Source organism: Intestinimonas sp. UBA1698 (assembly GCF_002320075.1).
Lineage (GTDB): Bacteria > Bacillota > Clostridia > Oscillospirales > Oscillospiraceae > Intestinimonas > Intestinimonas massiliensis.
This window is the reverse complement of the sequence record NZ_DCJO01000025.1, coordinates 1-20,576: the sequence shown is the minus strand read 5'-3', so window position 1 is coordinate 20,576 and position 20,576 is coordinate 1. Positions and strand designations below refer to the sequence as shown.

Here is a 20,576-nt window from a genome sequence, read left to right as displayed (position 1 = left end):
GCAGTTTGTATTTACAGCAGGTCGAAAAGTCCGTTCATGTCTTCCAGCTCCTCCAGGTGCAGGATCGTGCCGTAGAGCTGCTCCAGCCGCTCCGGACAGATGGGCTTCTTCGCCCGCGCAGCGCAGTCCGAAAACTTGCGGCGCAGCGCCTCCTCCCCCATGGGATGTTCCACACAGCCCAGGGGATGTTCCAGGTGCAGGGAAAACTCCCCCCGCACCGTCCGGATGGTGAGGTCCGTGTACTTGTTCTGCTCCTTGGTCCAGTCCGGGCGAATGGCGCAGGTCACCTTGTCCCCCATGGCCAGCACCGCTGGGTCGGACAGCCGCTCGGTCTCAAAGCTGTCCAGCCCCACCTGGCCGCAGACTGCCGCGGTGCCCACCACAAAGGGCAGACTGAATTTGGCGATGGCGGCGGACCGGGGCCGGTACTTTACATCGCGGGGCTCGGTGACCATACGGCCGATCTCCTGAAGAGTGATGTGGATGGACTGGATCTCCCCCGGTTCGATGTGGTGCTCCCGCATCAGAGTGAGCACCCCGTCAATGGAGGTATGGGTGGCACGGCAGGACGGCCAGGGCTTGAAGCTGATGAACTGGCCCTGAAACACCGTCCCCAAACCCTCCAGCACCTTTTCCGGGGTATAGTTGTCCCGGGCGTACATGTGGTAGTAGCCCAGCTTTCCCTCAAAAGGCGTCTCAAACCGAGCCGGCACCCCCCGCCCGGCCAGTAGCGCCGACTGTACCGCAGCCTGGGCGGCAAAGCCCTCCCGGACGGTTCGTACAGCGGAGCCGGCGCTGTTGGCCGCCTCGCCGCTGCAGGTAGCTTGGCACAGGTTCAGCGCCACTGCGTCCGCGAGCTGCCCCTCGTCCAGGTCCAGCAGCTTACCGGCTCCCAGCACCGCCCCCATGGAGCCGTGGATGGGGGGCATGTTCCAGCCGTATTTCAGCAGGTCCTCGTTGACCCCCAGGTCCAGGCGGCAGCAGATATCGCTGGCCAGGGCCATGGCAGTCAGGAAGCTCCGCCCCGAAACGCCCCCGATGTGCTGGCTCAAAGCCATAAGGGCGGGCAAAGCAGCGGAATTGGGATGGACGGTGGCTGTCTCGTGGGAATCCTCGTAGTCCAGCGCGTGGACCAGCGCCCCATTGGCCAGCGCCGCCAGCATGGGGGAGGTCTTTTCCTCACGGCCCAGGATCGTGCACCGTCCCCGGCCCTCCTCCGCCGCAAAAGCGGCAAAGGGGGCGGAGGCGGCATCCAGCCCGGTGGCCGCCAGCATAACGGCCAGCATGTCGGCCAGGGACTGTTTCTGCGCCGCCAAGGCGGCGGCGGGGATATCGCCATAGCCCGTGGTCCGCACATGACGAATCAGTGCCTGGGAAAGTCTGTTTTCTTTCATGGCTTATACCAGACCGTACAGCCCGACAGCACCCAGCACGGCGGCCACAAGCACCAGCGCGGCGGCTGAGAGGATGAGCGGCAGAAACATCTTCTCCCGGATATCATCCTGTTTGATGTTGGCCAGGGTCAGGGAGCCGCCGCCGGAGAAGGGGGACACGGCGGAGGCGTTGGCCCCGATGGCGATGCCGGCATAGAGCGCATGATAGTTGACGCCCACGGCTGTGGTCAGTACGGAGGGCACCAGCACAAACAGGGTGGGAACCACCACGGAGGAGCCGGCAGAGAAAACGCTCATGAAGCCGGACAGCAGGACGAACATGGGCACGATGATCGCCGTGGGCACGTTGCCGCCGATCCAGGAGCCGATGAGGTCCACTGCGCCTCCCTCGGAGGCCACGCCCACCAGCATTGACACGCCAGCCAGCATCATCAGGGTGTTCCAAGGGATGTGTCGGGTGACCACGGTCTTGGCGTCCGCCAATTTCAGCAGGGCGGCCACGGTGGCCAGCACGATGCACACCAGGGAGATATCCAGCTTTCTGGACAGAGCGGCCAGGGCGCTCAAACCCAAGTTGCCCAGCAGAGAGGGAACCACCATCAGAACCACCAGGACCAGAATCAGCGCAAAGGTCTTTTTCTGCACAGGCGTCATGGGCTCCGGCCGGGTGATAAAGTTGGTATCGGTCACCCTAGCTTTCCAGCCGCGGAACAGCAGGAAGGTCAGGATACCGGAGACCAGCGCAAACAGGGCGCAGGTAAAAAAGCCGTTCCAAAGGATGGAATCCACCTCTCCGGCATGGATACCGGCCTCCAGAACACCGCGCTGGATGTTGGCGCCCTGCCCCCAGGGGACCTGTGCGCCGATGTACGAGCCGATATTGACCATCAGGGAGCCAAACAGGGGGTTCATATTGGTGGCCAGGCAAATGGAGATGATGATGGGCATCAGCACGGCATTGGGCGCATACGGGGAGGCGCCCGTCATACAAATCACGCCCGCAATCAGGAAGAAGACCCAAGGCAGGATGCTGGGGAACCGGCGGAATCGGTAGACCAGGATGAGAGTGATCTGCCGCAGGGTGCCATTTTCATTGGCGTAGCCGAACAGCCAGCAGATGCCGATGATGGTAAAGAGGATCTTGGCAGGGAACATTCCGACCACGACCGAAGTCTTTAGTCCCAGACCAAACACGCCGATGAGATAGGCGAAGGACATGGAGATCAGGCCGATTGCATCGAACTGGTTGCCGAAATAGATGGAGAGGACCATTGCCACAAGAAACAGGATCAGGACTGTGGAAGCTGACATCGAAAAAACCTCCTCATTCTTTCTTTCCTGGCCGGGCGGCGCCGCGGTACGCCGCCCGTTCGCTGGCGCAAGCATAGCATGACATTTCCGGTCTCCGCAACAGTCGTCCAGCGCCCGGACCGGATTCCTGTGCATGAACGCCATTTTTGATGAACCTGTTCAGCACCTATGCACAAACTTTGGAACTCCATAAAAACCGGATGACATTTCGCACAGGATTTGCTATAATGAACCTGTTCATAAATGTATAAATGGTACAGAGGCGGGGGAGTTCCATGTCGCAACTGGAATACTGGATACAGCCGCTGCAGGGATACCTTCTGGCCCGGCCGGCCGTCAGGGCGAGCCTGCCTCAGATACGGGCAGTCCGGTTTGTCCGCCACTGGGAGGGACCCGATCCCACCGTATTGTGGCTGGGCGAAGGGGCAGAGATCCGCTCCTTTCTGGAGATATCCGGAGACCTGTCCGGCGTCACTTTTTTTGCCGCCGGCGACGCCGCGGGGCTGCTTTCTCTGGCAGAGTCCCGCTCGGTCAACCTGGTGATCACCCGTCTGGAGCTGCTGGACCTCCATGAACGGCTGTCCGCCGTGCTGCGCCGCCACCAGGAGTGGAACGTTCTCCTGCTGCGCGCTGTCGGACGCCGCCACAGCATCCAGGATGTGGTGGACACAGCGGCGGAGCTGGCGGGCGGGGCCCTGTTCCTGCTGAATGCCGGCTGCCGCGCGGTCTATTTGGGTGGGAGAGCCTGTCTGGACAGTGCGCCCGCCCGGGAGATGCTGGAACGGGGCCTGCTCTCCCCCAATACCGCCCGGGACCTGCTGGAAGAAGGGCGGACCGATTCCGCCGTCCCGCTCTGCCGGGTCATGGGCAGCGAGGGCAGGTGCTGGTCACGCCGGGTCCTTCAGGATGACAGTCTGATCTCCCGCATGCTGCTCTTTACCCCCCGCGACTGGTGCGACGGTGACGCCTGCACCCTGCTGGATCTGGTGCAGGACAATGTCAGCCGGGTGGCCGCCGCGGAGAAAGGCGCCTATTGGGCGGGCGCCGATTTCAAGACGCTCCTTACCGATCTGCTCACCGGCAAGCTCACGGGCGAGGATGAGATCAGCCGCCGCTTCTCCCTAATCTCCCGCATCCCCCAGCAGTTTTGCAGCTTTATTATTGTGGAGCCCACCGCTCCCGGCGCTTTGCCGGTCTCTCCGACCTCCCTTTTGGCACAGTTGGAGGCCATCTTTCCCGAGAGCAACGCCGCCCTCTATGACGGCGGGATCGTACTGCTGCTCAGCCGGCCGGGCCGGGATTTCCAGCCCGCCCCCATTTTTGATCGGGAACAGCTCCGGGATCTGCTGACCCGCTACGACGCCTTTGCCGCCATCAGCAACGCCACCAGCCGCCGCGCCATGCTGCGCACCAACTATCTGCTGACCAAAAGCGTTCTGCAACTGGGACGGGCCCTGCGCTCATGCGAAAAGGAACGCATCTTCTTTTTTGAGGACTACGCCGAGTACATTGCCATCGACCTGTGCATCAGCAGCTTCAGTGCCCTGTTGGGCCATGACGATATCATTTATCTGACGCACCCCGACGCAGTGAAACTCTATCGCTACGATCTGGCCCACAAATCCAATCTGCTGGACGTGCTCTACTATTACTGCCTCAATAACTGCAGCGTCTCCCAGGCCGCCCGGGCTGCCTATATGCACCGCAACACCTTCTCCGCCCGGCTGGCCAAGCTGCAGGAGCTGTCCAAAGCCGACCTGACCAACGGCGAAATCCAGCAGCGCATGGTCTTCTCCTGTAAGATTCTGCGGTATTACGACCGCTACGCCAAAATTAATCTGGGCAAGCGACTGGCCGCTTCGCCTCCACAGGAAGGAAAGGAATGACCTCCATGACGGAAGCTCTCAGAGCTGTCACCGGCACCGTGTTCAACATCCAGCACTACTGCATCCACGACGGGCCCGGCATCCGGACCAATGTGTTTGTCAAGGGCTGCCCCCTGCGGTGCCTGTGGTGCGCCAACCCGGAGTCCCAGGCCGGGGCGCCCCAGCTCATGTACCTTGCGGACAAGTGCACCGGCTGCGGCCAATGCATCCAGACCTGTCCCCAAAAGGCGGTCTCCCGCCGGACGGACCGCCCCGACCGGGTCCACACCGACCGCACGCTCTGCACCGCCTGCGGCCGCTGTGTGGATGACTGTCCCACCGAGGCCCGCAGCATCATGGGCCATACCATGACAGCGGGCGAAGCCTTTGACGAGGTGGCCGGAGACCGGCTCTTTTACGGCACGGACGGCGGGCTTACCGTCACTGGCGGCGAGGCCCTGGCGCACCCACAATTCACCGGGGCCCTGACAGAGCTGTGCCGGCAGGCGGGCATTACCACCGCCGTGGAGACCTGCGGTGCGGTGCCCTGGGCGGTCATGGGACCGGTCCTCGCCCACACCGATATCGTTCTCTACGATATAAAGCACATGGATTCCGCCTGGCACCGGGCGTACACCGGCCAGGGAAATGAGTTGATTCTAGCCAATCTGGAGCACATTTCCCGCCGGACGGACTGCACCATCATCGTCCGCTGCCCGGTCATCCCGCCCTGTAATGACCGTGCGGAAAACCTGCACGCTTTGGGCCGTTTTTTGACCGAAAAGGCCATCCGGTGCAGTGAGATCAACCTGCTGCCCTACCACAACCTGGGGGAGGGCAAGCGGGAACAGCTTGAGCCCGGCACCGAGGGCTTCACCAGCCGTACCCCCTCCCAGGAGGAGGTGGAGCTTCTGCGGGATATCCTGCGCGGATACGGCTTTGTGGTGAAGTAGATCGGCGGTGAAAAAGGGGAAGGCGCCCTTGGCGGCGCAGCAAAAAGGCCGTGGACGGCGTACGCCGTCCACGGCCTTTTTGCGCTTTCTCAACACCCGGCGGCCAGCAGCAGGGGCTGAAGCTGCCTGCCCTCAAGCGCCGCGTCGATGGTATCCGGGATTCGGGTGAAGTCGGCCACCAGGGAGGTGGGTTTCTTCTCCGGATCATCCTGTCCGTAGGGGACAAAGTATACGTACTTTTTCTCCAGCAGCGCGCCGATGTTCTTGGCCGACGCGCCCAGTCCGTCGTTGGTGCTCACGGCCAGCACCACGGGGCGGCCGTTGCGCCACATCGCCTTGGCCGCCATGGTCACCGCCGTGTCGCTAAAGCCGTTGGCCAGCCGGGCCAGGGTACTGCCCGTGCAGGGGGCGATGACCAGCACATCCAGCAGTTTTTGCGGGCCGATGGGCTCCGCCTTGGGGATGGAATCGATCACCCGCTTGTCGCAGATGCGCTCCATCTCCCGCATAAACTCATGGGCCTCCCCGAAGCGGGTGTCGGTATCGGCGCTTCTTTCCGAGACGATGGGCGTCACGTCCCCGTAGCGGGCCCGTACCTGCTCCAGCGCCGCCATGGCCTTGTCATAAGTACAAAAGGAGCCGCAGAAGGCAAAGCCCACGCGCAGGTGTTCCATAGTCATACTCCTAACTCATGCAAAATGTGATAGATCGTGTCCCGTATGGCCCGGCCCGCTGTGACGGGAGCCACCTTGCCCGGCAGTGACAGGGCCCAGATCACCCGGACCCCCATTTGGGACGCCGCCTCCAGGTCCACCCCCCCGGGCTTGGAGGCCAGGTCCACCACCAGACAGCCGGGCTTCAGGTCGGCCAGGTAGCCGGCGCCCAGCACCCGGCCGGGCACTGTGTTGATTACCAAATCATAGGCGCACAGCCAGCCTCCCAGTTGGTCGATGCGCTCCGCCCCGTAGCCGTAGGCCTCCGCCCAGGCCAGATCGGCCCACTTTCGGGCCGCTACGCTGACCTTGGCCCCCAAGGCGGCGAAGCGGTGGGCCGCCAGCTTGCCCAGCCGCCCAAAGCCCAGCACCAGCACCCGGGCCCGATGTAGAGTGATGGGCAGCTCCTCCATGGCGATCTGCACGGCCCCCTCTGCGGTGGGCACCGCATTGGCGGTCGGACACAGAAAAAAGGCAGCGGCTACGCCGCTGCCTTTTTTCACTCGAGCCTAAACCGCCCGGATTCTCTTGATCCACTTACCGCTCCGCAGGCGGAAGATACACCACACCGCCTTGATAACGTGGTCGATGCGCAGGCAGAAAAAGATCCAGAAGGGCGGCCACTCCCACACCAGGCCCGCCCCGGCCCCCAGCGGTACGCTGACCACCCAGAGGAAACACACGTCGGCAACCATCAAGAAACGGGTGTCGCCTCCACCCCGGAGCACCCCCTTGGTCAGGATGGAACTGACGGCCATAAACACCGTTATCACTCCCACCGCGTTCATCAGCTCCATCGCCACGGCGTGGGTCTCCGCCGTGATCTGGTAGCTTCCCACCACCAGAGGGCTGACCGCCACAATGATCCCGCCGCACAGCCCGCCCAGAAGGACCCCCAGCACCGCAAAGGTCACGCCCTGCCGCTGGGCCTTCTCCATCTCGCCAAGGCCCAGGGTGTTTCCGGTAATGATGACCGCCGCCTGCCCCAACCCCGCTGTGAATACGGTGGTAATCTGCTGGGCGACGCTGGTAATGGTGTTGGCCGACATAAAGGTCCGGCCGATATGACCGGCCACCGCCATGGTCATGCTGTTTCCCAGTCCCAGCAGGGTGTCACTGACCAGCACGGGTAGGGAGATACGCAGATACTCCGGCAACAGGTCGCCGCAGGGCAGCAGCAGGTCCCGGACCCGGAACCGGAGCTTCCGGTCCCGCAGGAGGAAATAGCCGCAGATGACGGCAAATTCAAAGGCCCGGCTGATGAGGGTACCCAGAGCCGCCCCCGCCACCCCCATGGCGGGGGCCCCCAACTTGCCGAAAATAAACATCCAGTTGAAAAAGATATTGAGGAAGAAGGCCCCCACCGCTGTGAGCAGCGGAATGTGCATCTGTCCGGTGTTCCGCAGGACGATGGTGGTGGTCATGGATAAGCCATAGAAGAAAAAGCAGGGCAGTGCCCAGCGCAGGTAGCGCACGCCCTCGGCCACCACCTCTCCGTCCGGCGTCAGCAGTCCCATGATGCCCGCCGGAGCCGCCGCCACCGCCGCCGTGAACACCAGCGCCGTCAGCAGGCAGAAGCGGTACATCAGCACCAGGGTCTTGCGCAGGCTGGCGTGCTCCTCCGCGCCCCAGTACCGGGCGATGAGCACGCTGGCCCCCATCCCCAACCCCATGCACATGAAATGGAACAGGTTGTGGACCTGGGCGGCCATGGAACTGGCGGAGAGAGCCGTCTCATCCAACTGTCCCAGCATCACGGTGTCCATCATATTGACCCCCACCGTAATGATCTGCTGGGCCGAGATGGGCCCGCCGAGGAGCAAGATCTTCCGATAAAAGCTCCGGTCCCGGACGAACAGCGCCATGTTCCTCCCCCCTTTCAGTCCGAGGTCAGGCCCAGGGTCTCCCGCGCCAGGTCCTTGAGCTCCTGCACCCGGACCTTTCCGGTCAGGGTCTCAGGCAGGCGTTCCAAAAACAGGATGTACTGGGGCACCTTGAAGTCGGCCAGGCCGGCTTTCAGCTCCGTCTTCAGTTCCGCCTCTGTGCAGCGGGCCCCCTTGCGGCATACCACGCACAGGCAGACCACCTCCCCGTAGTGGGGGTCGGGCACGCCCACCGCCTTGCAGGTCTCTACGCGGTCGTCTCCGGCCAGCACTGCCTCCACCTCCGCCGGGCTGATGTTCTCGCCGCCCCGGATGATGAGTTCCTTCAGACGGCCGGTCAGATGCACGTTCCCATCGCCGTCCAGATACCCCATATCCCCGGTGTGGAGCCAACCGTCGGCGTCTATAGTCCGGGCGGTGCACTCCGGCTGGCGGTAATAGCCCTGCATAACGGCGTAGCCCCGCACGCAGATCTCTCCCATCTGCCCCGCGGGCTGCTGCGCCCCGGTGCGGGGACAGACGATTTTCCCCTCTAGGTGGTCCATAAAGTGTCCTACCGTGGTGGCCCGCACCTCCAGAGAATCACCCAGGGCGGCGGTGGTGATGCCGGCGGTGGCCTCGGTCTGCCCTAAGCTAGACAGCAGCGTAAATCCGAAGCGGTCGTTGATTTCCCGAAAAAGCCGGGGCGGATACTGACTGCCACCGATGAAGCCGGTCCGTAGGGTGGAGATGTCCCAGGTGTCAAAGTCGGGGCGGCAAAGCATGGCGTGATACAGGGCTGGGACGCTGCTCATGACGGTGCAGCGTCCCTGACTCACCGCCTCCAGCAGGGCGGCAGTCCGCCGGGATTCCGGCAAATACAGGCAGGCGCCGACCGCGCAGGCCGCCATCACATTCACAGACAGGCAGAAGCAGTGGAAGATGGGCATAGCCACGCAGAAGCGGTCGGCCTGGGTGGCCCCCAGGTCGTTGGCCTGCTGGATACCGCTGTTGACCCGGCTGTAGTGGCTGCCCAGTACCGCCTTGGGGACGCTGGTGGTACCGCTGGTATAGAGGAGAAAGGCGGTGTCCTCCGGCCGCACCCGGACCTCTGCCCCAGCCAGCACCTCCTCCGAGGCCATACCTTCCTCCAGATCCTCCAGGGCCGCATACCCGCCGCAGCCCCGCTGCCCCGCGTAGAGGACCGCCTTCAGTCCGGACAACTCCTCCGTCAGGCCCCGGCAAAGCGCGGGGTAGTCCAGCTCTTTATAGCCATCTCCGATCACCAGATACCGGATGTCGCTGCGCTCCAGAAGTGTTTTGAGCTCCGTCCGCCCCAGGCTGGTGTTCAGCAGCGCGGTGACTGCGCCGATGCGGCTCGCCGCATACAGCAGCACGATCGCGTTGGGCTCCGCCTCGCACCAGAGAGCCAGGTGGTCCCCTTTGTCCACACCCCAGCCCAGCAGCCGCCGGGCCGTCCGATCCACCTCCCCGTCCAGTGCGGCATAGCTCCACACCCGGCCCCGGTACTCCAGGGCCGGCCGGTCCGGAAACCGCCGGGCCGTCCGCCGCAGCAGCCCTCCCACGGTCAGGTCTTCCAATGGCAGCATGTTCCTCACGTCTTTCTCTCCCTTTTCCCCGTATCCGGCACAAAAGACCGGCGCGCCGCCCCGCTCCAGAGCAGGGAGCGACGGCGGCGCGCCGGTCTGGCGGCATGCCCTCTGGCACGGTCAGATGACCTTTTTCTCCTTCAATGCGTCCAGTTCCTCACCAGACAGGCCCAACAGCCCCCCATAGACTTCCTGGTTGCTGCCGCCCAGCGCCGGGCTGCACTGGTACTCCACGTGATTCTCGCTGAGTCTTGGCGCGAAGCCGGGCACCTTCACCTTGCCCCGCTCGGGATGTTCGATCTCCACGATCATGCCCCGCTCCAGATATTGGGGATCGTTGGTGATGTCGGCGCAGTCCAGCAATGCGCCGGCAGGGATGTCCGCCTTGCACAGGATATCCATGGCGGTGATTTTGTCATAGTCCTTCAGCCAGTCCTTGATGGCACTGTCGCAGATCTCCCGGTGCTCGTACCGGGAGCGGGGCGTAGCCATCTCGGGGCAGACGTCCTGCTTCAGGTCGGGCCGCCCGATGACATCGCACAGATTGTCCCACTGCTTGCTGCCGGGGTGGCGGGAGCAGTAGATGTGCACATAGTCGTTGGGCCCGAAAGGCTTGCAGGGATACGTGTCCGACGGGGCCACATCCTCCAGGGGCATCCCGTTGGCCACCCGGCGGTTGGGCTTTCCGTTGTTGAGGTAGGGCTCCCACTGGGAACGGCTCAGACCGATCATAAAGTCCTGCATGGCCACGTCTACCCGCTGGCCGATCCCCTCCCGCTCCCGCTGGAGCAGGGCGGCGATGATGCTCATGGCCAGGGTGATGCCGGTGCCGGAGTCGGCCACCGAGATGCCGCACTTGATGGGTTGCTCGGGCAGACCGGTGGCGGAGACCATGACGCCGGTGTGGGTGGCGATGGGGTCGAAGGCTGGGTAGTCGGCGTAGGGGCCGTCCTGCGCGAAGCCCTTCAGGCTGGCATAGACGATCTTCGGGTTGATCTCCCGGCACGCCTCATAGGTCAGCCCCAGGTTGTCCATGGAGCCGGGCCCCATATTCTCCACGACGACATCGCATTTAGCCACCAGGCGCCTGAGCAGATCCAGGCCCTCAGGGGCCTTGGCGTTGCAGGTGATGGACTTTTTGTTCATGTTCATCACCAAAAAGCCGTAGCTGTCCACGCCCGGATTGGCCTGGGAATAACGGCCCAATTCCCCCTTCACCGGGCGCTCCACCTTGAATACGTCGGCCCCCAGCCAAGCCAGGGTCTCGGTGCACACAGTGCCGGACTCAAACTGGGTCATATCCAAAACGCGGTAACCGGAAAGCGGTCCTCTGCAAGCCATAGTAAGTACCTCCTATATTATAATACCGTTTTTTGCATTTGTGAACACATTCATATGAACCAGTTCATTTTTTATTGGGGATGACCCGCTGCTCGATAAACTCCTCCACCAGCCCGGTCATGGTGTCGGCGTTCCACTTACGGGCGTCCACTGGGTCGGCCTTGAAGATGAGCACCGGGATGCCTGCGTCCTCCAGGGCCTTTTTGATGAAGTAGCTGCCTTCCACCGCCTGCATGCAGTTCTCCGGCACCATGTAGACCACGCCGTCGATATCGTTCTGGGCGGCCTGCTGGAGATACCACTGGCTGTTCCAGGGCGGCATGTGGAGAAAGTCCTCCATGCCGATATAACGGGCGGCCAGGGCCCGTAGGGGATCGGCCTCGACGTGGTTGCGGATGTAGGCGTCCGCCCCCATGGCCAGATACATGCTCCACATGAATACCGCGCCGTACTTCTGCTCAAAGCGCTGATAGAAGCTGAAATCGTGCCAGATGCCCCGTCCAATCCACATCAGGCGGTATTTCTCGTTGGGCACGGCGGCCTCGCCCTTGTCGGCCAGAGCCTTGACCTCCTCATACAGGCTTTTGGCATGGTCGGCGGCCCATTGGGTACCCCGCTGCCACTGGGCCTGCATCACGGCGTTGATGGTGTCCACCACGGTGACGGGCACGGGATGGCAGGCGGCGATGAGGTCCCGGGTCTTTTTGTACCACATCTCCTGCTCGTTGATAAGGTTCATCACATGCTCGAGCTTGTTGATGTCGAACATCTTCCCGGTCTTCATCTCCAGGAAGCGGATGAGCTCCTTAAGCTCCTCCACGGCGGTATCCAGGCGGTCGGTGTCGTAGAGCTCCTCCCAGCGGTCGGGGGCCAGCTCAAACCACTTCAGGGGGGTCTTCCGAGCCACGGTATTCTCCATGGCGTAGAAGCTGGCCCCGTGATTCTGTGCAAAAAGTTCAAAGATCTTGCTCTGACAGTCGCAGGTCAGCCGGGTGATGGCGATGGTGGGGTCGGGCAGACCGCCCCAGGGCCCCAGAGGCCTGCCCTCGGCGTCCATCTTGTGGTCGTCGGGGTCCAGGCTCTCGGCAAAGGCGGTGGCACAGTAGGAGCACAGGTCATCCCGGTAGCCGGCCTCCCGCAGCAGGCCGTAATACTTTTTGGTCATGCGCTTGGCTCCGCAGATGGCGGCCCACCACTGATTGACCACAAAGGGGATGTCCATGGCCCGCAGGACCTCCATGGGTACGTCGGCGTTGAGGTAACCGAAGTCCTCGCCCGCCTCCACCCGTGCCTTCAGCCCGGTAAACCACTCCTTTTGATGGGCTCCGGCGGCGGCCGTGGCCTTCAGCTTTTTGACGGCGGTGGACTGGGACTCCGCCATTTTCTTTCCGTCAGCCACGGCTGGCACCTCCTTTCAGTGTGGAGACAAAGGCTCTGAACCGCCCCTCTAGTCCCTCGTTGCGGTGGGCAGGCCAGGCCATCTTGGCAAAGCAGGCGGTGGGGATGCCCCGGCTCTCCAGACTCTTCTTCTGGCTGGGATAGTCCCAGCTCGCGGCCTCCTCGTAGATGTTGGTATAGAACACCACGGCCTGGGCGGCAGAGGCGTCCACTTCCCGGTCCAGCGCGGCCACCCGCTGGCTGACGAAGGCTTTTTTGCTGCTGAATTCCCGCAGCATGTACCGGTCCACCACCGCACGAACGGGGGAGTACTCGGAGTTGTAGTTCCGGTCATACCAACGATCGCCCCAGTCGTGGTCCTCGCCCACGATGACGGCGCCGGCCGCCTCAATCTGTTCATACAGGGCGGTATCCTCCTGGTTGCTGCCGGTGAAGAACACCCGCGGGCCGTGGAGGACAGGCCAGCTTTGGGCGTCGGTCACCACCTGTCTTACCAGAGCGGTATGGGCGGAGCGCTCCATGAAGAAGGCGCTGCCGATGATGACCAAGGCCTCGCTGCCGGTGATTCGGGGCTGCGCACACCGGCGCAAGGCGGCCATTTCCCGCAGAGCTTGCCGGTTTTCATTGCAGATGGCTCCGGCGGCGGCGATCTCTTCATCGGTGATGGCCCGGCCTGCCCACCGCTCCACCGTCTGGCGGAACAGCTCCAAGGTCTGCTCGTTGCGGACCTGGTGCAGACGGTTGCGGGTAAACAACCAATCGATGAACTCCACCGGCGGCACCGGCTTTTCCGGCTCCACCCGGCACAGCTCTCGCAGGTACAGATAGATACGGATGATGACATCGGTGCTGTTGGAGATGGCCAGGGCATCGATCTGGCGGTCATAGGTCCCGTCCACGATCTTTTCAAACTGGGCCCGGACCACCGGGTCGAAGGCGTATTCCAGATACTTGTCGGTCTCCACCAGGGGCTTTCCCACTTCGGCGTAGACCCGCACCGGCAGCATGCCGGCGGCCAGTATGAACTCGTCCGGAACATCGCAGCCCAGCTCCCCGACCACCTTTCCTCCATCGGCGCGCCACCGGGCGGCCACGGTCTCCCGGTGGTCGTAGACATCCTTCAGCGCGGCAAAGGCCTGGCTTCGCAGTGCGCATTCACGGATGCTCATAAGACATCACTTCCTTCTTTAATATCCTCGATGGGCCCGCCCCCAGCCGCCGGCCCGGGGGCGGCGGCCGGAAGGGGCCGGGTTGCTTCTCTTAGAAGGGGAAGGCTCCGGAAAGGCCGCCCACGATGGCCAGAAAGATGCCCAGGCCCCAGGTAGGCAGGAAGCAGTACTTCAGGTTGTCCTTCATCTCCACGCCGCACAGGCCAAGGGCCAGGTAGGGAGTGGGGGCCACCAGGCACAGGTTGACAGCCACACAGGCGCCCACGGTGCAGGCGGCGGCGCCGGCCAGCATGGTGCCGCCATAGGCAATCGCCATGTTGCCGAAGATGGGGGCCATGACCATGTACAGGGTGTCGGAACCCACGGCCATGGACAGGGGCACGGACAGCAGGGCGATGATGAAGGTCAGGTGGGTGCCCATGGACGCGGGAACCAGGCTCATCAGGGTGTCGGTCATGGCGTTCATCATGCCGGAATCCTTCATGACTCCCACCAGCATGCCGATGGAAAAGATAATCATGACCATGTTCAGGGCGTTGGAGCCGTGTTTTTTGATCTGGGAGGTCATCTCCTTGGCGTCCTTGCAGTTGACGATCAAAGCGATGGACAGGCCAATCATAAAGGCCACATTGGTGTTGATCCAGCCCATCAGCAGGCAGACCACCAGCACCACCAGGAAGGCCATATCAAAGAACAGCACGCCCTTGCTGACCTTCAGCACAGGGTCATTGAGCTTGAGCATGCCGGATTTCAGCTCGGCGAATTCCTCATCGGTCATGCCGCAGCCGCGCTTTTTCAGGATGGGGCCCACGATGAAGACGGAAGCGAACAGCAACACCAGGCCCACGACCTGGGTGGGCAGCAGAGCGGTCCAGATCTCGCGGGCCTCCACGCCGGTGGAGGCGGAAACGCGGGCCAGGGCCGAGGTCCAGGGCAGCATGTTCTCCACGCCGGAAACCAGAGCCACATAGGTCAGCAGAATGATGGGGCTGATGCGCATTTTCTTGAACAGGGGAAGCATGGTGGGCGCGGTGATCAGCCAGGTGGTGGCGCCGGAGCCGTCCAGGTGGGAGATGGCGGTCAGCAGGCAGGTCATCAGCAGAATCATGCTGACGTTGTTGCCGATGTATTTCATGACCTTGGACACGATGAAGTCAAACATGCCCGCGTCGCCCAGCACGTTGAAGAACACCACGGCAAAGGTGAACAGGGCGGCGGTGTTCAGCGTGCTGTTCAAGCCGGTGCTCAGATAGCCCTGGAGGGTCTTGAGGCACATGAGCAGGTCCATGGGAGCGGCCACCTCGGCCTTGGGGGGCACCAGATAGCCCATCAGGCCCAGGATGATGACAGCGATGGTAGGCAGAATGACAAGGATGGGGGGCAGGGCTACCTTGCCCCAGATAATCAGGACCACCATGGCGATGACCAGAATGAAACCAACTGCGGATAACATGATAATAGCACTTCCTTCCTCAATTTCTCTTTCAAAAATGGGCTCTTCTCTCCATCAATTCCAGAACATATGGGCCGGCTTGTGAATTGCTCCGAACCTCCCTCCATCTTCAAATTTTCTCCGCATACACGTTATTTTTTTGTGCACCTTTACCTTATCACACCATACAACCACTTGGGTAGATGTGGCCTGCATAAAAACGAGCGTCAACATATGTTCATCTTGCACATAACGGCTTCCCAGGCCTCGACTATGAATTTTGCCCACTTTTATAGCAGTTTTTGCAATATTTTTGAATATTTGCTTGCTATTTTTTAGATTTGCTCTATAATAGAGTTGTCAAGCGCCCTTTACACTGCGGAGCACACAAATTTCGCATCCTATTCATGTGCAATATGCACATTTATCATTTTGCTTGGGATGGAGTGATGTCGCATGGGCCTGTATACACCCGCCATGTTGTCGTATTGGCTCGGGGATGCCGTTTTGGACGTCCGCCCCGGGGCCGCGGAGCCGCACTGCGAGGGAGGCATCAAGCTGCTGGATCAGGGGGAATCCGTCCTGCGTGCCGAGTGTCTGTATATCGGCACAGCGCAGGCGGTGACACATGCCCTCGCCTGCGGCAGGCTGCCTCAGGAATGCCTTCTGATCGTTTCCAGCGGCAGGTGCGGGGCCGAAATGCTTCCAGATGTGCTTACGCTGATTGAGACCAACCTGCCTCTGCTGGAGCTTTACAACTGTGTCCAGGAGCATGTCCACCGTTTTATCGCCTGGGACTCCAGCCTTCACGAGGTGGTCTACAACAACGCCGGGCTTCAGGAACTGCTCCAAAGGGCCTCTTCTGAGCTGCACGCCACCATCCTGCTGGTCAACACCGGCTACAAGCACATCGCTTCGGTCTACTGCCCCATGGTCCAGGACCCTACCGCCGACGAGCTCCGGGACAATGGGTATCAGTCCTTCGATACCATCCAGGCCGTACGCCGTGAGACACCGGTCCGGCGCGGAACCTATGGTGAGTTTGTCGAGTACATCTCTCAGGTCAGCCATAACTACACCATCGTCCGGCTTATCCGCTATCAGGACACCCTGGCTGCCCGGCTGTGCATCATTCTGAACGGACCGGAGCCCAACCGATGCTATTCGGACCTGAGCTCTATCCTGGCCGGTTATGTGACGGAATACATGTTCAGCAATCAGGGGGTGGATTATGGCAGCAATGCCGCCTTCGGCAGCCTGGCGGCCGACCTGATTGAATGCCGCCTGACCGACCCCGATGAGCTGGAGCAGCGGCTCAAGCAGATCCAGTTGGCTGTGCGCCGGTACTACCACGTCATTGTGGTCGCTTTCGACACCGACCAGGACCGAAGCACCATCCCCTGGAACTACATCATTAGCCAGTTGGAACAGGTCTTTCCCTTCAGCAACATCACCACCTACCACGGCGAGATCCTGATGGTGGTACGTAAGACGAAGCGCGGCAGCCGCATCTCCTTTGACCGGCAGAAGCTGCTGACCATTCTGGAGCACTATAACGGGTATGCCGCCATCGGGAATACCTCGGAATTCCTTACTTCCCTGCCCCCGGTCTACCACCAGGCCAGAGATGCCCTGCGTCTGGGCCGGGCGATGGACCCCGGCCAGCGCATCTTATACTATGAGGACTACAGCATGTACCAGATGATCGAGCTGGCGGCGGAATCCGCCCGCCAGAAGCTGGGCAGCCGGAACCTGGTCCACCTGTGCAACAACGAAACCGTAGCTCTGCTCCTGCACGACAACAAGACGGGCGGCAATCTGCTGGATTTTCTATATACCTATCTGCTGCATGAGCGCAACGCCACCGAGACAGCCAAGGCCCTTTACATACACCGCAATACGGCCCTGTATAAAATCCGCAAGATCGAAGAGATCATCGGCGGCAGCCTGGACGACCCCATCCTGCGGGAGCGCCTTCTGTTCAGCTATCACGTATTGGAGTACATGACGCGTTACCGTAAGGAGGATATCCTGACCCTCAAACGCACCCGCTCGGAGGATTACCCCAGCAACTCCGTCCCGGTATAGAAGCGGATGCCCAGGGTTCACATGCGGGTTCGGCTTTCAATGTACTCCGGTCCGGATAATAGAAATTGGTGCCCAGCATGGAACCAAAAGCCCGAGGATTCCGCGTAATGCGATCGTCACGCACACGCTCATCTTTCTTTCCCAATTACTCCCGCTCCCTCGGCTCCGACAGACACGCCCGCACCGCGACCGTATACTCCGCCCCCGTTCCCCGCCCCTCAGCGCGGACCCGAAACCGGACGGGGAGTTCCGCCACCTCCACCAGGAGGTCCTCCGGGTAAACCGTGACGCGCTGGACCGCCTCATCCAGAAAGGCGTCCCCGTCCTCCAGCTCCCGTTCCAGCCGGGCCCGGATCTCCGCCTCGTCCTCCGTTACGGAACTCCGTTCCCACTGCGCCAGTTCCGCCTCCAGCCTCTGCATCTCCCCCTCACATCGAGAGATCGCCCGATGCATGGCCGCACGATCCAAGTCTCCGTCCAGAAAAGCCTCCACCGCCCGCTCCCTTCGGGCTCCCTGGCGCCGGAGGGCCTGCCGAATCTTCTCCGGAGTGCCGTCCGGCTGCCGCCAGGCCCGCCATGCGCCCAGCAGCTCCTCCAGCATGGCCCTGCGGTCCAGGGCCAGCCGTTCCAGAACATACTGGGTACAGGCGAAGAGCTCCTCCGCGCGGACCGCCCGCATCTGGCAGCCCCCACTCCCCTCCAGCCGTCCCCGGCAAACAAAGCGCCGGTACTCAGTCCCGTCCGGACGCCGGGTCCGCTTCAAGGTCAGGCTTCTCCCACAGGCGCCGCAGCGGATTTTCCCCGAGTACCAGTAGCGGGCGGAAAAACGGTTTCTGTCCGCCGTCAGGCGCGAACGCCGCGCCAGCTCCTCCTGCACAGCCTGAAACTGGCTCCGGCTGACGATGGCCTCGTGGTGGTCCCGCAGGCAGAATTGCTCCTCCGCCCCGTCGTTGACGATCTTCCGGTGGGTCAGGTGGTCTGTGGTGCGGTACTTCTTTTGCAGCAGATCGCCGCAGTATTTTTCGTTTTTCAGCAGGCGCAGCACCATGGCAGAGGACCAGGCCCCTCCGGAGCGCAGCGGGGGGCGCACGCCGCTCTCCGTCAGCTCCCGGGCAATGATGTGGCTCCCCTTGCGCTCGGTCAGGAATTTGCGGTATACGGCGCGCACCACCTCGGCCTGTTCCGGCTGGATCGTCAGCCGCCCGTCGCTCAGAGTATAGCCATATAGGGAGTTGTTTCCAAACGCCACCCCGCGCTTCATGGCCTGGAGCTGTCCCCAGCGAGTCCGTTCCGAGACCTTGCGGCTCTCTTCCTGGGCCACGCTGGCCATGATCGTCAGCCGGAATTCCCCGTCGTTCTCCCGGGTGTCAATGTTGTCGTTGAGGAAGAGGACCCCCACACCACGCTCCTTGAGCTGCCGGGTGATTTGAAGGGCATCTACCGTATTGCGGGCGAAACGGGAGACCTCTTTGGTAAGGATCAGGTCGATACCACCCGCCATCGCCCGCTGCACCAGCTCCGCAAACTGCGGACGGCGCTTGACCGAGGTTCCAGACAGCCCCTCGTCCGCGAAGATGCCGGCAAAGGCCCATGCTGGATGGTCAGCGATATACTCCTGGAAGAATCGGCGCTGGGCGGCAAGGGAGTTGAGTTGATCCTCCTTATCGGTGGAAACGCGGCAGTAAGCGGCTACCCGCAGGGGCGCCCGCTCGCTGTGGGACACTGTGCTTTCCCAAATACTTTTCTATCTGTTTTCACTGGCGTGCCTCCTCCCATGCTGCATCCGGTTCACCGGGACTGCCGTGCGCTCTTTCCACCGTAGGAGTATATGAGAGGTCCGGCCGATTCCATGCCGGCCCCCGCTGCAGTTCCCAGTCCTGTGTCCCACCGCAAACGCGGTGGGCACCGCATTGGCCACCGCCAGCTCTTCCCGGGCGAAGTAGTCGTATAATCGGAGCTCGTACCGCTCTGCCAGGGCCTCCAGCTCCGGCGTTACCCGGCCCGCACAGACCACCTGCCCCGGCCGCAGGGCGTCCATAACCTCCTCCAGGGCGGTCTCCCGACCCGACATGGGGGCGTTGAGCATCCCCCCCTCCCCTGCGGCGGGGAGCGGCAGGATCACACAGTCGGCCAGAACGGCGTCCTCCAGGCTGTCCTGTGGGTCAGGCACAGGCTCCGGCGCCCGGTCCAGGGCATAGGTATGTACCGTGTGGCCGTCGTCGCTGAGCTGTTCGGCCAGCTTGGCCTGTCGCATATCTCCGCCGACGACCCAGAAATTCAGTTCATGTCTCATGGGCATTCCCCTCCGTTGTTTCCGTGACTGTTCCATCCTATTCAAGGAAGAAAAAAGGGTGCGCACCGTTTGACTTCTTCTGGCAGAGCAGGTACAATAGGCTCATCGAGTCATTTTTCCACGGAAGGAGCCGGGTACCATGCTCTTCGGACATTACGACCGCTATCAATATGCCAAAAGCCCGCTGGTGGAGGTCATCTGCCAGCTCCGCTTCCCCACCATTCTCTCCATCGGCAGCCAGGAGCCCGCCGCTTTTCAGGAGGCCATCCGGCGCGAATTCCCCCGCTACGCCGTCCGGCAGGAACAGCCCGCTCCCCGGGTGGTGGGCGCAGGCGGTCCGGCCCCCAAGCTGGAGGCCCAGCCCCCTGTGACCAACTACAATTTCGTCTCTGCTGACGGCCTATGGAAGCTCAATCTGACGAAAGACTTCATCGCCCTGTCCACCCTGGGCTACCACTGCTGGGAGGACTTTGCCCAGCGCCTGGACAAGCCTCTGGCCTCCTTCATCCAGCTCTATCAGCCCGCTTTTTTTGAGCGCATCGGTCTGCGGTACGTCAACGCCGTCTCCCGTAAGGCCCTGGGGCTGGAGGACGTCCCTTGGGTCTCCCTCATCCAGCCCGCCTTCCTGGGGGTCCTGGCCGAGCTGGACGTGGACGAGCAGGCGGCCAGCCGCTCCTCGGTGGACGCCCACCTGGCCCTTCCAGAAGGCCAGCGTCTGAAGCTCCACGCCGGTCCCGGTCTGCTGGGTGGCGGCAAAAAGGACCCGGAGATTAAATTTATCCTGGATGGGGATTTTTCCGTTGCCGGAAGCCTCTCTGCCGACCGGGTCCCGGCTGTCTTGGAGGGGCTCCACGGACATGCGGTACGCTTGTTCCGTGGGGCTGTCACCTCTGACCTCCACACCGCTATGGGCCCTGATCCCCTATAACTGCCAGACCAAACGGGGCATTTGACCGGTGTACGTCTAGAAAAGTCCGGTTGCCGTACAGGCAAAGAATTCCGGTAAAGTGGGCCGGCCATAAACGTGAAAAATCCCTGTTTGGCTGGAAAAGCTGCGCCGTACGGCGCAGCTTTTCCAGCCAAACAGGGATTTTTTGAATCGCAGAGTGTGAATAAAAATTGCGATAAGGTAAAATAAGGGACCTGT

17 protein-coding genes are annotated in these 20,576 nt (G+C 62.1%); 4 read left to right on the top strand and 13 right to left on the bottom strand.

The genetic code is table 11. The features are described 5' to 3' along the window. Window positions 1-11: 11 nt before the first annotated feature. Together B3H64_RS05075 and B3H64_RS05070 are read right to left on the bottom strand one after the other, a co-directional pair. Window positions 12-1,394 carry an MmgE/PrpD family protein gene (locus B3H64_RS05075; protein ID WP_286733491.1) on the bottom strand — a complete coding sequence of 461 codons (1,383 nt, stop codon included), beginning with the start codon at window positions 1,392-1,394 and terminating at the stop codon, window positions 12-14. Window positions 1,395-1,397: 3 nt separating this feature from the next. Continuing rightward, window positions 1,398-2,705 (bottom strand): SLC13 family permease, encoded by a 1,308-nt coding sequence (locus B3H64_RS05070; RefSeq protein ID WP_256304446.1) that lies wholly within the window; start codon window positions 2,703-2,705, stop codon window positions 1,398-1,400. Window positions 2,706-2,980: 275 nt separating this feature from the next. Between B3H64_RS05070 and B3H64_RS05065 the strand changes: the two genes are divergently transcribed. Together B3H64_RS05065 and B3H64_RS05060 are read left to right on the top strand one after the other, a co-directional pair. Next, complete coding sequence (locus tag B3H64_RS05065; RefSeq protein ID WP_286733487.1) at window positions 2,981-4,591, top strand: PucR family transcriptional regulator; 1,611 nt, start codon at window positions 2,981-2,983, stop codon at window positions 4,589-4,591. A 5-nt stretch (window positions 4,592-4,596) separates the two neighbouring features. Beyond that, a complete protein-coding gene (locus B3H64_RS05060; protein ID WP_286733486.1) occupies window positions 4,597-5,523 on the top strand; it encodes a glycyl-radical enzyme activating protein in 927 nt (308 codons plus the stop codon). An 89-nt stretch (window positions 5,524-5,612) separates the two neighbouring features. Here the strand turns inward: B3H64_RS05060 and B3H64_RS05055 are convergent, their stop codons facing one another. The 8 genes from B3H64_RS05055 to B3H64_RS05020 form a co-directional block, all read right to left on the bottom strand. After that, the gene (locus B3H64_RS05055; protein ID WP_050617919.1) at window positions 5,613-6,197 is read right to left on the bottom strand and encodes a dipicolinate synthase subunit B; all 585 of its coding nucleotides are present in this window, start codon (window positions 6,195-6,197) and stop codon (window positions 5,613-5,615) included. Between the two features lie 2 nt (window positions 6,198-6,199). Next, entirely contained in the window at window positions 6,200-6,739 is a 540-nt protein-coding gene (locus B3H64_RS05050; protein WP_238073995.1) for an NAD(P)-dependent oxidoreductase, read from the bottom strand. 6 nt (window positions 6,740-6,745) lie between these two features. Beyond that, the gene (locus B3H64_RS05045; protein ID WP_286733481.1) at window positions 6,746-8,101 is read right to left on the bottom strand and encodes an MATE family efflux transporter; all 1,356 of its coding nucleotides are present in this window, start codon (window positions 8,099-8,101) and stop codon (window positions 6,746-6,748) included. A 14-nt stretch (window positions 8,102-8,115) separates the two neighbouring features. Continuing rightward, complete coding sequence (locus tag B3H64_RS05040) at window positions 8,116-9,708, bottom strand: AMP-binding protein (protein ID WP_050617917.1); 1,593 nt, start codon at window positions 9,706-9,708, stop codon at window positions 8,116-8,118. Between the two features lie 120 nt (window positions 9,709-9,828). Continuing rightward, the gene (locus B3H64_RS05035; protein ID WP_050617916.1) at window positions 9,829-11,049 is read right to left on the bottom strand and encodes a CaiB/BaiF CoA transferase family protein; all 1,221 of its coding nucleotides are present in this window, start codon (window positions 11,047-11,049) and stop codon (window positions 9,829-9,831) included. A gap of 64 nt (window positions 11,050-11,113) precedes the next feature. Beyond that, window positions 11,114-12,448, bottom strand: coding sequence for a 2-hydroxyacyl-CoA dehydratase subunit D (locus B3H64_RS05030; RefSeq protein ID WP_286733477.1), 1,335 nt, complete (start codon window positions 12,446-12,448; stop codon window positions 11,114-11,116). After that, window positions 12,441-13,616, bottom strand: coding sequence for a 2-hydroxyacyl-CoA dehydratase subunit D (locus tag B3H64_RS05025; protein WP_286733475.1), 1,176 nt, complete (start codon window positions 13,614-13,616; stop codon window positions 12,441-12,443). Before B3H64_RS05025 ends, B3H64_RS05030 begins: the two co-directional genes overlap by 8 nt. A 91-nt stretch (window positions 13,617-13,707) precedes the next feature. Next, window positions 13,708-15,069, bottom strand: a complete 1,362-nt coding sequence (locus B3H64_RS05020; protein WP_286733472.1) for an SLC13 family permease — start codon at window positions 15,067-15,069, stop codon at window positions 13,708-13,710. 435 nt (window positions 15,070-15,504) lie between these two features. Between B3H64_RS05020 and B3H64_RS05015 the strand changes: the two genes are divergently transcribed. Then, window positions 15,505-17,136, top strand: coding sequence for a PucR family transcriptional regulator (locus B3H64_RS05015; protein ID WP_050617913.1), 1,632 nt, complete (start codon window positions 15,505-15,507; stop codon window positions 17,134-17,136). 145 nt (window positions 17,137-17,281) lie between these two features. On the opposite strand, the gene B3H64_RS05010 is transcribed toward B3H64_RS05015, so the two are convergent. Both B3H64_RS05010 and B3H64_RS05005 read right to left on the bottom strand, forming a co-directional pair. Next, window positions 17,282-18,859 carry a recombinase family protein gene (locus tag B3H64_RS05010; RefSeq protein ID WP_286733468.1) on the bottom strand — a complete coding sequence of 526 codons (1,578 nt, stop codon included), beginning with the start codon at window positions 18,857-18,859 and terminating at the stop codon, window positions 17,282-17,284. Between the two features lie 21 nt (window positions 18,860-18,880). Beyond that, window positions 18,881-19,429, bottom strand: a complete 549-nt coding sequence (locus B3H64_RS05005; RefSeq protein ID WP_286733465.1) for a dipicolinate synthase subunit A N-terminal domain-containing protein — start codon at window positions 19,427-19,429, stop codon at window positions 18,881-18,883. Between the two features lie 139 nt (window positions 19,430-19,568). Here B3H64_RS05005 and B3H64_RS05000 point away from each other — a divergent pair, with 139 nt between their 5' ends. Continuing rightward, on the top strand, window positions 19,569-20,357 hold the full coding sequence (locus tag B3H64_RS05000; protein WP_278893971.1) for a TIGR04255 family protein: 789 nt from the start codon (window positions 19,569-19,571) through the stop codon (window positions 20,355-20,357). Window positions 20,358-20,393: 36 nt separating this feature from the next. On the opposite strand, the gene B3H64_RS04995 is transcribed toward B3H64_RS05000, so the two are convergent. Beyond that, window positions 20,394-20,576: hypothetical protein (locus tag B3H64_RS04995; RefSeq protein ID WP_286733460.1), on the bottom strand; the 183-nt coding region annotated here is incomplete at its 5' end.